Annotated in this window: 13 protein-coding genes and 1 pseudogene; 6 read left to right on the top strand and 8 right to left on the bottom strand. The window is 63.0% G+C overall.

Features of this window, described 5'->3' with window-relative positions:
• Positions 1–45: 45 nt before the first annotated feature.
• Positions 46–471, bottom strand: coding sequence for a GNAT family N-acetyltransferase (locus K5H97_RS12265; RefSeq protein WP_028689412.1), 426 nt, complete (start codon positions 469–471; stop codon positions 46–48).
• Between the two features lie 366 nt (positions 472–837).
• On the opposite strand from K5H97_RS12265, the gene K5H97_RS12260 reads away from it, so the two are divergent.
• Positions 838–1,503, top strand: a complete 666-nt coding sequence (locus K5H97_RS12260) for an SOS response-associated peptidase (protein ID WP_028689411.1) — start codon at positions 838–840, stop codon at positions 1,501–1,503.
• Here K5H97_RS12260 and K5H97_RS29630 read toward each other — a convergent pair.
• Entirely contained in the window at positions 1,497–1,781 is a 285-nt protein-coding gene (locus K5H97_RS29630) for a hypothetical protein (RefSeq protein WP_155952663.1), read from the bottom strand. The genes K5H97_RS12260 and K5H97_RS29630 overlap by 7 nt on opposite strands.
• Before the next feature lie 257 nt (positions 1,782–2,038).
• On the opposite strand from K5H97_RS29630, the gene K5H97_RS12250 reads away from it, so the two are divergent.
• The 3 genes and pseudogenes from K5H97_RS12250 (at position 2,039) to pbpG (ending at position 4,222) form a co-directional block, all read left to right on the top strand.
• Positions 2,039–2,992, top strand: coding sequence for a hypothetical protein (locus tag K5H97_RS12250; protein ID WP_028689410.1), 954 nt, complete (start codon positions 2,039–2,041; stop codon positions 2,990–2,992).
• 33 nt (positions 2,993–3,025) lie between these two features.
• Positions 3,026–3,214, top strand: a pseudogene (locus K5H97_RS29625) (hypothetical protein); the annotation flags it as partial.
• 81 nt (positions 3,215–3,295) lie between these two features.
• A complete protein-coding gene (gene pbpG, locus K5H97_RS12245) occupies positions 3,296–4,222 on the top strand; it encodes a D-alanyl-D-alanine endopeptidase (RefSeq protein WP_028689409.1) in 927 nt (308 codons plus the stop codon).
• A 50-nt stretch (positions 4,223–4,272) separates the two neighbouring features.
• Here pbpG and K5H97_RS12240 read toward each other — a convergent pair whose 3' ends face one another.
• The gene (locus K5H97_RS12240; RefSeq protein ID WP_028689408.1) at positions 4,273–4,719 is read right to left on the bottom strand and encodes a hypothetical protein; all 447 of its coding nucleotides are present in this window, start codon (positions 4,717–4,719) and stop codon (positions 4,273–4,275) included.
• Positions 4,720–4,921: 202 nt separating this feature from the next.
• Between K5H97_RS12240 and pvdM the strand changes: the two genes are divergently transcribed.
• Positions 4,922–6,292 carry a pyoverdine-tailoring dipeptidase-like protein PvdM gene (gene pvdM / locus K5H97_RS12235; protein ID WP_036985841.1) on the top strand — a complete coding sequence of 457 codons (1,371 nt, stop codon included), beginning with the start codon at positions 4,922–4,924 and terminating at the stop codon, positions 6,290–6,292.
• Positions 6,285–7,565 carry a pyoverdine-tailoring periplasmic protein PvdN gene (gene pvdN, locus K5H97_RS12230; protein ID WP_028689407.1) on the top strand — a complete coding sequence of 427 codons (1,281 nt, stop codon included), beginning with the start codon at positions 6,285–6,287 and terminating at the stop codon, positions 7,563–7,565. Before pvdM ends, pvdN begins: the two co-directional genes overlap by 8 nt.
• Positions 7,566–7,722: 157 nt before the next feature.
• Here pvdN and K5H97_RS12225 read toward each other — a convergent pair whose 3' ends face one another.
• Genes K5H97_RS12225 through K5H97_RS12205 form a run of 5 tightly spaced genes read right to left on the bottom strand, consistent with a single transcriptional unit; the run spans position 7,723 to position 14,236 of the window.
• Positions 7,723–8,100, bottom strand: coding sequence for a response regulator (locus tag K5H97_RS12225; protein WP_028689406.1), 378 nt, complete (start codon positions 8,098–8,100; stop codon positions 7,723–7,725).
• 44 nt (positions 8,101–8,144) lie between these two features.
• Positions 8,145–9,371 carry a hybrid sensor histidine kinase/response regulator gene (locus K5H97_RS12220; protein ID WP_028689405.1) on the bottom strand — a complete coding sequence of 409 codons (1,227 nt, stop codon included), beginning with the start codon at positions 9,369–9,371 and terminating at the stop codon, positions 8,145–8,147.
• On the bottom strand, positions 9,365–9,940 hold the full coding sequence (locus K5H97_RS12215) for a chemotaxis protein CheB (protein WP_028689404.1): 576 nt from the start codon (positions 9,938–9,940) through the stop codon (positions 9,365–9,367). Before K5H97_RS12215 ends, K5H97_RS12220 begins: the two co-directional genes overlap by 7 nt.
• Positions 9,937–10,758 carry a CheR family methyltransferase gene (locus tag K5H97_RS12210; protein ID WP_028689403.1) on the bottom strand — a complete coding sequence of 274 codons (822 nt, stop codon included), beginning with the start codon at positions 10,756–10,758 and terminating at the stop codon, positions 9,937–9,939. The genes K5H97_RS12215 and K5H97_RS12210 overlap by 4 nt, the downstream gene beginning before the upstream one ends.
• A 4-nt stretch (positions 10,759–10,762) precedes the next feature.
• Positions 10,763–14,236, bottom strand: coding sequence for a response regulator (locus K5H97_RS12205; RefSeq protein ID WP_028689402.1), 3,474 nt, complete (start codon positions 14,234–14,236; stop codon positions 10,763–10,765).
• Between the last annotated feature and the right edge of the window lie 178 nt (positions 14,237–14,414).

Below are 14,414 nucleotides of genomic sequence, written 5' to 3'. Positions count from 1 at the left end.
CCCCCCTCAGCTCGCAACGCCAGGGCAGGCCTGCGTCTAAAGTTGCTAAGCCAGCCGCTTGCGCAGGAAATGGCGGGTATGCCCAGGCGGAAAGTCGGCCAGCTCGCCAAACACCTCGAACCCCAGCTTGCGATAGAAGTCCGGCGCCTGGAAGCTGAAGGTATCCAGCCAGATTCCGCAGCAGCCCTTCTCCCTCGCCAGCGCCTCGGCCTGGGCCATCAGCTCGCGCCCGGTGCCCTGCCCGCGCATCCGCTCGGGCACCACCAGCAGCTCGACGAATAACCAGCGCCCGCCAAGCCTGGCATACAGCCCGCCGACGATTTCATCGCTGGCGGGATCGCGCAGCGTCCAGGCGACGGTAGCCGCTTCGGGGGAGCCGATCACAGTGTCGTTGAAAGCGCGCAAAGGCTTGAGAATCGCATCGTGATGCAGGCTGGTGGCCTGGTCGGTGAAATCGATCGTGAGCGTCATGACAGGTCGTCCGGTTGACCACGTAGGAAGGAGGCGCAAAACGCGCCGGATTAAATTTACTTCACGCTGCGCCCTTTAGATATAAGGCATTCGACAGCCGCTGAGCCATGCGGCGATCTACCGACCCCGATCCGTCCTGGCTCGTCCCTCTCCCACTCCTCTGCAGATTCATCCGTGAGCAGCCCGATGTGACCTTCGCGAGCTTTTCGTTGGGGATGGCTACGCCGAGCTCACGGCGGCGGCAGAGAAGGAAGTACATACGGCACCAATACTGTATATTGATACAGTATTTGAGCATCCAAACGGATGGTCAGGCCAGTACCGCTTGGCGGGCTATCCTTTCAGTTCGAGCGGGAGGGATGGGAAATGTGCGGTAGGCTGAGCCAGTACCGCGGTATCCATGACTTCGTGGAGGCCCTGAGCATGCCGGAGGCCTGGCGTAACAACGTCGGGGACCAGGACCTGGGGCGGTACAATGTCGCGCCGACCACGCAGGTCGCCGTGCTCCGGGTAGATGACGCAGGCCCGAGGGCAGACCTGGTGAAATGGGGATGGCGGCCGCATTGGGCGACCGACCGTGCCGCGCCGATTAACGCCCGCGTCGAGAAGGTGGCTCACGGCCCCTTCTTCCGGGCGATCTGGCCACACCGGGCTATCACCCCCGTGGATGGCTGGTATGAGTGGGCGGATGAAGGCGGTCAGAAGAAGCAGCCGTATTACATCCGCCGGCGAGATGGGCGCCCTGCCCTGTGCGCCTCGATAGGTCAGTTCGCCGGCAATGAGCACGACGGGTTCGTGATGATCACTGCAGACGCCCAGGGCGGCCTGGTCGATGTGCACGACCGCCGACCGGTTGTGCTGTCGCCTGCTCTGGCGGTCGAGTGGATCGCAGCAGGCATGCCCAGCGAGCACGCGGAACAATTGGTGCTGAACCTGGGTGAACCGGCAGAGACGTTCGAGTGGTACCGCGTTGGAACAGCCGTGGGCAACGTGCGAAACCAGGGAGCAACGCTGATAGAGCCGGCTCAGTGACGAATCAGAGGCTGATGCCCAAGCGCGTAGAGCTGGTAATCAGAAACAGCCTTGAATGAGGGCTGCGCAATTAGCCGCAAGCGCTCAACTTCTTCTGCCGGAGCTCCCGGGGTGCAGAATACTGCGGTGGAAAGTCCATTGAAGAAGGCGGCGACTGCCTGGCGACGGGTGAGCCCGCGGAGGAAGGTAAGCGAGAGAATCGCTCCTGCGAAGCCACCAATGATCACGCCGTACTTCACCAGCAGGACGCCGGCAGTCGTGCTTGCTGGTTCGGCCATGAGTGGTTCCTAGAAGAAAAGGCCAGATTGAGGCCTGCAAATTCCTAGTCGAGTTATTCGACGCAGCCCGAAGATGTTCTTGCGCCTAGCTGCGCATAAAGGCAGCTAGCGAGGATAATTTTTTGTAGCCAGCGATACGGGCTGATGAAGGCCGGCATCAAGGCCATGCCTTTGCTGCCGATATCATTGCAACACAATACCAGCTAGCGATCCGGCCCTCTGGCCTGCAACCTCGTCAATCGAATTGGAGTGTTACTGTGCTTGACACCATTCACATCATCGATGAGTACCTAGCCAAACCAAAGCAGAAGGAGGATCAGTCCACCGGTCAAAACTTCACGATGCCGGGGCGTGGTTCCGCTGGAAATCCGGTGGGGGCTATAGCAGTCGCTGTCACAGAGGAAGCTCTTTGGTTTTTACCAACCTCCCTTGTCCAGGCCGCCATCACCAACATCCCTTCCTTGGCTAGCTTAGTAACCGGTGAAAGTGGAGAAGATCAGAATGATCGAGCTGACAAAGAACGTCTGCTTGCCGCTTTTGTAGAACGTGCGACTTTCTCGCCGAAGCAGGCCAAAGATTCTGGATATCGATTCCAACCTGGGCATCCGATGGCGGGAAAGTCGTACAGACGCCACCCCCTGGCCGACTTTCCGATCACGGAAACGGAAAATCTCTACATACCAAGCGAAAGCTATGACTCACATGTCATGGAAGAGCGCGAATCGGAGCTGATCAGGCTTCTGGTCTCCCTCGGCGCGACTCGGATCAGCATCACCAAAATGACCTCCGGTAGCCAAGGAACTCGCTCTGAGGCAGGCGGCTCCCTGAACGTGGGTCCGATAGCATCTGCTGAAGCAGGCTACAAAGCCAATTCCCAACTGACAGCTGCAACTACCGACACAAGAGTATTCACTCTTAGCGGATGCCCTTGGAATGCATCACAGCAAGTTGATCGCAACGCATTTTTCTGGCTAGCGTTTGAGCCTTCCTGGCGAGCAGTCGTTTTTGCGAGAGAGCACGGTGGATGCACCGAGGCATCGATTGAGCTCAAGGAAAATACCTCCTTCTCCGAAGACAAAACAGTCGAGCTCTCGATCAAAGCCAAAAAAATGGGTGGAGGTGCATCTGTTGCCTTGGCCGATAGGAACGATGAGGAGCGGACGCATTTGATTAGTGTGCAGTTCAGTCCGATCTCCACCACCGAGCGGTAGCAACTACCTCAGCGATTGCCTTCTAAAAAGCGAATGAACCCGGCCTTCATCGCCGGACAGCTCGGGCACTCTGTCCACGTCCTACTCACCACTTACGCGAAGTGGCTGAATTCAGCGAATGATTGGTCCGAGCTGGCCAAGCTTGAGGCAGCGGTAATTGGTACAGGATTAAATTTCGTTCACGTTGCGCCCTTTAGATATAAGGCATTCGACAGCCGCTGAGCCATACTCCAGAATGCAACGGTTTTTTGGGGGAAAACCCTTGCACAGCCAACGACATACCAACATTTAGTGAGCCTCAACGTGAAAACTTCCCTGTCCATCCTCAGCCTGCTGCTGTTGCTCACAGGAACCGCGACCCTACCGTCGACCGCTGCTGCACAACCCCCGGCCCAGGTCCAGCGCGACCCCAGCAAGCTGCACCTGGCCTCCGGCAGCGCCCTGTTGATCGACCTCAACACCAACAAGGAGCTGTACGCCAGCCACGCCGATCGCGTGCGGCCCATCGCCTCGGTCACCAAGCTGATGACCGCGATGGTCGTGCTTGACGCCAAGCTGCCCATGGACGAAATGCTCAGCATGACCATCGCCAACAACCCGGAGATGAAGGGCGTGTACTCGCGGGTGCGCCTTGGCAGTGAGCTGAACCGTCGCGAGACGTTGCTGATTACCCTGATGTCGTCGGAAAACCGCGCGGCCAATACCCTGGCCAACCACTACCCCGGCGGCTATGGCGCGTTTATCAAGGCGATGAACGCCAAGGCCCGCAGCCTGGGCATGAGCCACACCCGCTACGTCGAGCCGACCGGCCTGTCGACCCTGAACGTGTCCACCGCCCAGGACCTGGCCAAGCTGCTGATGGCCTCGCGCAAGTACCCGATGCTCAGCGAGCTGTCGACCACCCGCGAGAAGACCGTGGCGTTCCGTAAGCCTAACTACACCCTGGGCTTCCGTAACACCGACCATCTGGTGAACAAGAGCAACTGGGACATCGCCCTGACCAAGACCGGCTTCACCAACGAAGCGGGGCATTGCCTGGTGCTGCTGACGAAGATGGACAACCGTCCGGTGGCCATGGTGATTCTCGACGCCTACGGCAAGTACACCCACTTCGCCGACGCCAGCCGCATGCGTCAGTGGCTGGAGACCGGCGCGGCCAAGCCGGCGCCGGCAGTGGCCATGCAGTACAAAAGCGAGCGACAGAACCGCGCCCGCGTGGCGGTGGACTGAAGACCTGACCAGGGGGCTGCAAGGCAGCCCCTGTAGCGTTGACCCTCGCCTCAGGCGCTGGTGTCGACCGAGCCGCCGGCGCTGGTGCCCCCGGCTTGGCGCAGCGCTTCGAGCAGTTGCGCGGTTGCCGCCATGATCAGTCCGGTGAGGGTGGCGATACTGGCCTGCTTGGCCGTGACCGCCGCCATCTTGGACGGGTCGCGCCTGGCTTGTTCCATCAACTGGGCCAGTTGTTTCTGCTCTTCGGCCAGCTGCTTCTGCAGGCGCTTGATCTGTTCGCGCTGCTCCTTGATGGCCGGATCTTCATTACTTTCCAGGCTGCTTTCGATCTCTGCGGCCTTGGTCTCGTTCTTGAATGTGTCGCCCTTGAACACCAGGCCGCCCCGCTCGTCGACCGAGGGTGTGCCGGGCGAGGCGTTCGAGTTGGCCGATGCGCCCGAAGACGTGGCGCCAGCAACGCTGGGGATGTTGAGATTGGCTGCGGTTATTCCAACCATTTCTTACCTTCCTTGAGGTGAATTCTTACATGACAGTTATCGGCCAGGCCTCCTCGTTCTTAAATCATCAATCAGTGAAAACAGGCCTGACCTGCGGCGCTCACCTCTCGAAGTAAATTTGCCCACCACTCGTTCGTCCACCTGATACCCAGGCCCTGCCCCGCCGGCAGACCGACCCGATCAGCCCCGCAACGAGATGGCAATGACCAAGACCCGTTCCCGCAAAGCCCTGTACATCGGCCTGCCCCTGGCCCTGGTGGCCGCCCTGGGCGCAGCCGCCGGCTACTACTTCTGGAAGCAGGACAGCGGCTATCCCCGTGCGATCGTGCAGCAAGCCAACGACCTGCACGAACATATGCTTTCCTTCGACAGCCATGTCACCGTGCCGCTGGGCTACGGCAGCGACGGCTACGAGGCAGACAAGGACGGTCGTGGCCAGTTCGACCTGGCCAAAGCGGCCAAGGGTCGGCTGTCGGGCGCGGCACTGACCATCTTCGGCTGGCCCGAGCTGTGGAACGGCCCGAACGCGCCGCACCGCCCAACCCCGGGCTTCGTCGACGAGGCCCGCAACCAGCAGGAAGTGCGCTACAAGATCATCAGCGGAATCGTGCGCGACTTCCCCAATCAGGTCGGCATCGCCTACACCCCCGACGACTTCCGCCGCCTGAACGGCGAAGGCAAGTTCGCCATCTTCATCAGCATGCTCAACGCCTACCCGCTAGGCAGCGACCTGTCTCAGCTCGACCTGTGGAGCAAGCGCGGCATGCGCATGTTCGGCTTCAGCTACACCGGCAACAACGCCTGGGCCGACTCGTCGCGCCCGCTACCGTTCTTCAACGACACCCCCGACGCCCTCGGCGGCTTGTCACCCCTGGGCGAACAGGCGGTCAAGCGGCTCAACGACCTGGGCGTGATCATCGACGTCTCGCAGATGTCCACCCTTGCCCTGGAAGATGTGGCCCGCCTGAGCCGCGCGCCGTTCGTCGCCTCGCATTCGGCGCCGCGGGCGCTGGTGGACATCCCTCGCAACCTCTCCGACAAGGAGATGCAGCTGATCAAGGACAGCGGCGGCGTGCTGCAAGTCGTGGCCTTCACCACCTACCTCAAGCCGCTGAGCAAGCCGACCTTGGAAAAACTCGAGGCCCTGCGCGCACGCTTCGACCTGCAACCGCTGCAAGGCCTGACCAACGCGCTGATGCCGGGCGATCCGATCATCGCCATCTGGCCCGAGGCGCGCTTCGGCGAATATGCCAGCAGCCTCTACGCCATCGTCGACGAGGAGCCCCGCGCCGGCCTCAAGGAATACGTCGACGCCATCGACTACGCCGTGAAGAAGATGGGCATCGACCATGTCGGCATCAGCTCCGACTTCAACGATGGCGGCGGCGTCACAGGCTTCATGAATGTCGGCGAGATCCGCAACGTGACCGCGGAGCTGCTGACCCGCGGCTACTCCGAAACCGATATCGCCAAGCTCTGGGCGGGCAACTTCCTGCGTGTGTGGGGGCAGGTGCAAAAAGCCGCCAACCCGGTGGCCCTGCTTGACAAAAACCGGGAAGCCCGCCATGACTGACCGGCGCGCCTTCCTCAAGCAGGCCGCCGCCCTGGCGGCCAGCCTGCCCTTGCTGCCCAGCGCCCTGGCCGCCGATCCGACGTCACCGACACTGCAAGGCCCGGACAAATGGCGCCAACTGCGCCAACTGTTCCCCCTGGCGCCCGATGTCGCGCACTTCGCCAACTTCCTGATCACCGCCCACCCACGCCCGGTGCAGGAGGCGATCAACCGTCATCGCGCCACCCTGGACCGCAACCCGGCCCTGTGCATGGACTGGGAAAGCCAGTACGAATGGCAGCGCGAGGATGAGGTCCGTGAATGGGCAGGCCGCTACCTGGAGGTGCGCCCGCGCCAGATCGCCCTGACCGGCAGCACCACCGAGGGCCTCGGCATGATCTACGGCGGCCTGCACGTGGCGCCGCACCAGGAGATCCTCACCACCGAGCACGAGCACTACTCGACCCACAACTGCCTGGCGTTTCGCCAGCGCCAGCACGGTACCCAGGTGCGCAAGCTGCGCCTGTTCGACAAGCCCGGCGAGGTTTCCACCGACCGCGTACTGAGCCTGATCGACCGCAGCATCCGCCCCGAGACTCGGGTGCTGGGCATGACCTGGGTACATTCGGGCAGCGGCGTCAAGCTGCCGGTGGGCGCCATCGGCGAGCTGGTACGCCAGCACAACCGCAACCGCGACGAGGCCGAGCGCATCCTCTACGTGGTCGATGGCGTGCATGGTTTTGGCGTGGAAAACGTGCGCTTTGCCGACTTCAACTGCGACTGGTTTATCGCCGGCACCCACAAGTGGATGTTTGGCCCGCGGGGCACGGGAATCATCTGCGCAGCCTCGGAGCAGATGCAGCACCTGACGCCGACCTTCGCCACCTTCTCGCGCAACGAAGACTTCGGCACCATCATGACGCCGGGCGGCTATCACGCCTTCGAGCACCGCTGGGCGCTAGGCGAGGCCTTCAAGCTGCACCTGGCGCTTGGCAAGGCCGATATCCAGGCGCGCATCCACCAGCTCAACGACTACCTCAAGGCGCGCCTGGCCGAGCACCGCGCCATCGAGCTGGTGACGCCTACCAGCCGCGAGTTCTCCGCCGGCTTCACCTTTTTCCGTATCAAGGACCGCGACCCCGACGCCGTGGCGGCTTATCTCAACGCCAACAAGGTCATGGTCGATGCCGTGGACCGCGATGTCGGGCCGGTAATCCGCTTTGCGCCGAGCCTGCTCAATGACGAGCAGCAGGTCGACCGGGCCATGGCGCTGTTGCGCACGCAGGTTGGTTGAGGCACCACTTGTCGCAATGGGGCCGCTCTGCGGCCCTTTCGCCGGCAAGCCGGCTCCCCCAGACGCATGCATTTTCGCCTGAGGGCGGCTGTCCTACGCTCCCCGTTGCAGCAGACTTGCCCGCGAACACCGGCAACGCCGATGCCCAGTGCCTGGCCTAGCGCAACAACGCCTGAATCTGCTCGTGCAAGGTATCAAGGTCGAACGGTTTGGCCAGGATCGGTGCCTGGCGCGCGATCGGGCTGCCCGACTCGGCGATCTCCGCGGGGTAGCCACTGATGAAGATCACCTTCAGGTCCGGGCGCAGCTTCACCGCAGGCTCGGCGATCTCGACCCCGGAAATCCCGCCAGGCAAGCGGAAGTCGGTGACCATCAGGTCCAGGTGCGGCTTGCTCGCCAGGATCGCGAACGCCTCCTCCCCGTCCTCGGCCACCAGCACGTGGTAGCCCTCGCCGGCCAGGTAATCGCGCAGGATCATGCGGATAGCCGGCTCATCCTCGACCACCAGTACTACATCTTGTGCATCTTCACTCATGACAACGCCTTCAAATTCAACAGGTTGGCCATCAGACCCCAGCGCTACGCAGAGGTTGCGCGGGCGGGGTCACATTGTTGCGACTGTGCCGACAGCGGCAGATGCACGGTGAAGGTCGAGCCGACACCGGCCTGACTGTCGACCTGGATCCGCCCGCCATGGGCCAGGACGATCTGCTCGGAGATGTACAGGCCCAGGCCCAGACCGCCCGTGGCCTGCTGCGCGGCGACGCGCTCGAACTGCTGGAAGATCCGCTGCAGGTGCTGGGCATCGATGCCGATGCCATGGTCCTGCACCTGCACACAGGCCATGTCGGCTTCTTCGAACACCCGCACCTGTACCGGTTTGCGATCGCCATAGCGCAAGGCATTGGACAACAGGTTGGCCACCACTTGTTCAATCCGAAACTCGTCCCACTCGCCCTGCAGGGCGTCACAGCGCTGCAGTTCGAGAGGGGTGTCCACCGCGCCAGCCTGGGCGGCGAAGTTCTCCACCAGCCCCCGTACAAGCTGACCGAGGTCGAAGGTCCGGGGGCGGATCGACAGCTTGCCGGTACGGATCCGCGAGACATCGAGCATGTCCTCGACCAGGCGGATCAGGCTGTTGATCTGGCGCTCGTCGCGCTCGACCATGGCCTTGAGCTTGTCCTCGCTGAACGCCGCCAAGTTGCCACGGGACAAGTGCAGGCGGCGCAGCTGGGTTTCCAGGATCAAGCCGTTGAGCGGCGTGCGCACCTCGTGGGAGACGATCGACATGAAGTCATCACGCATGCGCACCGCGCGCTCAAGCTCGCCACGCGCCAGCTGCAGCTGGGCCAGCAGCAGCTCCTGCTCCTGGCGGCTCTGCTCCAGGGCCTGCAACTGGCGATCCAGGGCCTTGCGCTGGCGGAACAGGTCGACGAACACCGATACCTTGCTCTTCACCGCCAGGGGTTCCAGCGGTTTGTGCAGGAAGTCCACGGCGCCGCTCTCGTAACCCTTGAAGGCATAGTTCATCTCGCGCCCGGCGGCGCTGACGAAGACGATGGGGATGTTGCGGGTCTTTTCCGTGCCGCGCATCAGTTCGGCCAGCTCGAAGCCATTCATGCCCGGCATCTGCACATCGAGAATGGCGAGGGCGAATTCGTGTTCGAGCAGCAGCGACAAGGCCTGCTCGGCTGACTGCGCCTGGTGCACCTCGCGGTCCTCGCCCTGGATCAGGGCGTCGAGGGCCAGCAGGTTCTCCGGCAGGTCGTCGACGATCAGCAGTTTCGCGGTAATGTGGCTTAGCATGCGCTGGATTCCAGGGTAGCGAGCAGCTGCCCGATACCGCCAAGGGAAAGAATATGGTCGGGGTCGTGCAGGGCCAGTGCGGCTTCCGGCATCAACGCAACCTGTGCGTCGCGGGGGTCCTGGACAACTGTCCGGCCTCCGCTTTGTCTGATGTGCAACAGTCCGCGGGCGCCGTCTTCGTTGGCCCCGGTCAACAGCACGCCAAGCAGGCCCGTGCCATAGGCATCGGCGGCCGACTCGAAAAGAAAATCGATCGCCGGACGCGAAAAATGCACTGGCGCTTCCTGGCTGAGCGAGAAACTGAAGTCGCGCTCGACCGACAAGTGATAGCCCGGTCCCGCCACGTAGATCTGGCCCGGTTCGATCCGCGCCTTGTCGAGGGCTTCGTGCACCGGCCGCTGCAGACGCCGCTGCAGCACCTCGGCGAGCTGGCTGTGGCGGTCGTCCGGCAGGTGCAACACGCACAGCACCGGAATGGCGAAATCCGCCGGCAACGCGCCAAGCACGCTGAACAGCGCCGTGACGCCGCCCGCCGAGGCGCCGATGACGATTGCGCGCACGCCGTTCATGTCTTGCGGTAAATCCGCTCGGGCCGTACCAGCGGCTCGAAGCCTTCACTGTAGGCCGAGAAGTCCACCGACTCCTTGCTCCCCAGCACCAGGAAGCCGCGGTGGCACAGCGACTCGTGGAACAGGCCCAGGGCACGGTCCTGCAGGCCCTTGTTGAAGTAGATCAGCACGTTGCGGCACGACACCAGCTGGGTCTCGGAGAACACGCTATCGGTGGCCAGGCTGTGGTCGGCGAAGGTCACGTTGTCACGCAGGCTGGAGTCCATGATGGCGTTGCCATAGGCGGCGGTGTAGTACTCGGAGAAATCCCGTCGACCACCGGCCTTGCGGTAGTTCTCCTCATACTCGCTCATGACCTGCATCGAGTAGATGCCCTGCTTGGCACGCTCCAGCGAGTGCGGATTGATGTCGGTGGCGTAAAGGATGGTGCGTTCCAGCAGGCCCTCCTCACGCAGCAGGATAGCCATTGAGTACACTTCCTCGCCGGTACTGCAGCCGGCGATCCAGATCTTCAGCGACGGCCAGGTGCGCAGCAATGGCACCACTTCGTTGCGCAGGGCGAGGAAATGACCAGGGTCGCGGAACATCTCGCTGACCGGGATCGTCAGGTATTGCAGCAGCTCGAGGAACATGCCCGGGTCGTGCAGCACCCGCTCCTGCAGCGCCGACACCGTGCGGCAGTCGAACTGGCGCACGGCGTGGAGGATCCGGCGCTTGATCGAGGCGCCGGAGTAATCGCGAAAATCGTAGCTGTACTTGAGGTAGATCGCCTCGATCAGCAGCCGGATCTCGATATCGGTGTTGCGTTCACTGGTCAAGATTTCAGATTCGCTCCAATTGCGGCAGCCAGACCCGGATCAGCGAGAACAGGCGGTCCAGGTCGATCGGTTTGGCCAGGTAGTCGTTGGCCCCGGCCTGCAGGCAGCGCTGCTGGTCGTCCTTCATCGCCTTGGCGGTCACGGCGATGATCGGCAGCTTGCGCCAGCGTGGCTGTTGGCGGATCAGGCGGGTGGCCTCGTAACCGTCCATCTCCGGCATCATCACGTCCATCAGCACCAGGTCGATGTCGTCGTTGGCCTCCAGGCACTCGATGGCCTCGCGCCCATTACGGCCGATCTCGACGATGGCGCCCTTGTGCTCCAGGGCGCTGGTCAGGGCAAAGATGTTGCGCACGTCGTCGTCCACCAGCAGGATCTTGCGCCCCTCGAACACCTTGTCGCGACTGCGCGCGGTCTTGAGCATGCGCTGGCGCTCGTTGGACAGCTGCGACTCGACCTTGTGCAGGAACAGCGTCACCTCATCGAGCAGGCGCTCGGGCGAACGGGCGCCCTTGATGATGATCGAGCGCGAGTACTTGAGCAGGTCGGCCTCCTCCTCGCGGGTGAGGTTGCGCCCGGTATAGACAATCACCGGCGGGAAGCTGCGGATATCCTCGGCGGTCATGCGCTTGAGCAGCTCGTTGCCGAGCATGTCAGGCAGCTTGAGGTCGATGATCATGCAGTCGTAGATGTTCTCGCGCAGCAATGCGAGAGCGTCCTGGGCCATGGCCACCGCGGTGATCTGGATATCGTCGTCGCCGATCAGGCGGGCAATGCTCTCGCGCTGCAGGTCATCGTCCTCCACCAGCAGGATGTGCTTGAGCTTCTGCGTGAGCTTGGCCTCCAGGCGACCGAACACCGCCTTGAGCTCCTCGCGGCTGGTGGGCTTGACCGCGTAGCCCACCGCGCCCATGTGCATGGCCGCCTCGACGCGGTCCTCGACCGAGATGATATGCACCGGGATATGCCGGGTAGCGGCCTGTTCCTTCAGGCGCTGCAGCACGGTGAGCCCGGAATGGTCGGGCAGGCGCATGTCCAGCAGGATGGCGTCGGGCAGGTACTGCGCGGCCAGCTCGAAGCCTTCATCGGCGGCATGGGCGACCAGGCAGCTATAGCCCAGTTCGTGGGCCAGGTCGAAAAGGATGCGGGCAAAGTTCGGCTCGTCCTCGATCACCAGGATGCAGCGGTTGTCGAACGGCGCCTGGGCGCGGTCGTCGGCGAAGGTCGGGGCCGGACGCTCGGTGTGCACCGGCGCCGGCACCGGCACCGGCGGTGCCGGCGGCAGTTCATCGACCGCCGGACGCAGGCTGTGCACCTCAACCTGCTGCGCCGACGGTTCGAAGTGCTCGGGCAGGATCAGGCTGAACACGCTGCCCTGCCCCGGGCTGCTGTCGACGTTGATCTGCCCGCCCAAAAGGTGCGCCAGGTCGCGGGAGATCGACAGGCCCAGCCCGGTGCCGCCGTAACGACGGTTGCTGGTGCCGTCGACCTGGTGGAAGGCGCCGAAGATCGCCTTCTGCTGGTCGGCGGCGATGCCGATACCGGTATCGCGCACCGCGAAGACGATGCCCAGGCCGGCCTGGTGGCTGATGCCCAGGCTGACCTGGCCGCGCTCGGTGAACTTGATGGCGTTGGACAGCAGGTTCTTCAGAATCTGCTCCAGGCGCTGGCGATCGGTGAACAGGGTCGCCGGCAAAGGTTGCTCGAGCTTCACCTCGAAGCCCAGGCCCTTGTCCTGGGCCAACGGCTGGAACATGCCCCGCAGGCCTTCGACCAGGCGTTCCAGCGGGGTGCTCTCTGCGCGCACCTCCATCTTGCCGGCCTCGACCTTGGCGATATCGAGGATATCGTTGATCAGGTTCAGCAGGTCGTTGCCGGCCGAATAGATCGACTCGGCAAACTTGACCTGCTCCCCGCTGAGATTGCCCTCGGCGTTCTCGGCCAGCAGCTTGGCCAGGATCAGCGAGCTGTTGAGCGGCGTGCGCAGCTCATGGGACATGTTGGCGAGGAACTCAGACTTGTACTTGCTCGAACGCTGCAGGTCGTCGGCACGGGCCTGCAGTTCGACCTGGGCCTGGTTGAGCTCACTGTTCTTGCGGTCCAGGGCCTCGGTGCGCTCGGCCAATTTCTCGTTGGTCTGCTCCAGTTCCGCCTGCTGGGTTTCCAGGTGCGCCTGGGACTCCTTGAGCACCCGCGACTGCTCCTCGAGCTCTTCGTTGGCGGTCTTGAGCTCCTCCTGCTGCACCTGCAGTTCCTCGTTGAGCTGCTGGGTCTCGGCCAGCACCTCTTGCAGGCGCTGGCGGTAGCGCGCGCTCTCGATGGAGATACCCAGGTTCTCGGTGATCCGCTCCAGCAGCTCCACGTCTCGGTCCTGCAGCGCGCGCAGGAAGCCCAGTTCCAATACACCATTGACCCGCCCATCGTCGTGGGACGGCACCAGCACGCCGCTGCGTGGCAGGCCCTGGCCCAGGCCCGAGCTCAAACGGTAGTAGTCCTCGGGCAACGCGTCCAGGCGCATCATGCGCCCTTGAACCACCGCCTCGCCCAACAAGCCGGCATGATCGCCCAGGCGCGGCTCGCTACCCTGCTGTTCGGCGTCCAGGCCATAGGTGGCGACGCGCACCAATTGGCCATGTTCGTCGCGTACGTACAGTGCGCCGACCACGCTGCCCAGATAGCCGGCGAAGAAGCGCAGGATATTGTCCCCGAGCATGGGCAACGTCAGTTGCCCCAGTACCTGCTCGGCCAGCTGGGTCTGTCCGGCGCGCAGCCAGGCCTGGTGTTCCAGGCGCTCGGCGGCGCGTTGCTGGGCCTCCAGGTTCGCCACGTAGTTGGACGACAATGCCAGCAGGTCGCGCCGCCCCAGGTAGGCGAGCAAGGCGCTGAGCGTGACGATGAACAATATGAAGGCCGAGATCGCCGTGACCGTAACCGTGCTCACCGTCTCGTTGCGCGTCGTGCGCAATTGCTGCTCGGAGTTGATGAAGGCGTCGAATTCACTGCGGATCTCGTCAGTCAGGCGCTTGCCCCGCCCACGACCGATCGACGACGTTACGTCGCCCTGGTTGCGGCGCTGACTGATCATTTCGTTGCCGAAGGTGTTCCACTCGCGCTGCAAGGCCGCGATGCGGTCGATACGGTCGACTTGCTGAGGGTTGTCCGCCACCATCACCTTCAACGTGTCCAGGCTACCCAGGATACGTGGCTTGGCCACCTCGTAAGGGTCCAGAAAGCGCTCCTCGCCGGTCAGCAGGAAGCCGCGCATGCCGGTCTCCATGTCGATCGACAGCTTGATCGCCTCGTTGGCATTGCCGATCACCCGGTCGGTGTGCTCGACCCACTGCATGGCCGAGAGCAGGTAGTTGATCACCGCGACAAACGCCACGGCACCGAGTAGCCCCACGCCCAGGGGCAGGCCGACGTTGCGGCTCAGCAGTTTGCGAAAGCTGCGTTGGTCCATCGAGGCTGCTTGAATCATCTGAAAGTGCCCGAGTGAAAAAAATCCATTGAACAGTCCGACGGCTACGTCTTGTAAATACTGCCTGTGCCAGACTGGCCGGAGAATACAGCGAGTCTAACCAGCTTTGGTGGATCTGGCAGGGCATTTAGCCAGTATTTGAAGCCTGTCTGCAGCAATCGTTCCATCTATTTGCCCA

The sequence above is a fragment of the Pseudomonas mosselii genome, assembly GCF_019823065.1.
Lineage (GTDB): Bacteria > Pseudomonadota > Gammaproteobacteria > Pseudomonadales > Pseudomonadaceae > Aquipseudomonas > Aquipseudomonas mosselii.
The sequence above is the reverse complement of the archived record's forward strand: the minus strand, read 5'-3'. Positions and strand labels throughout refer to the sequence as shown.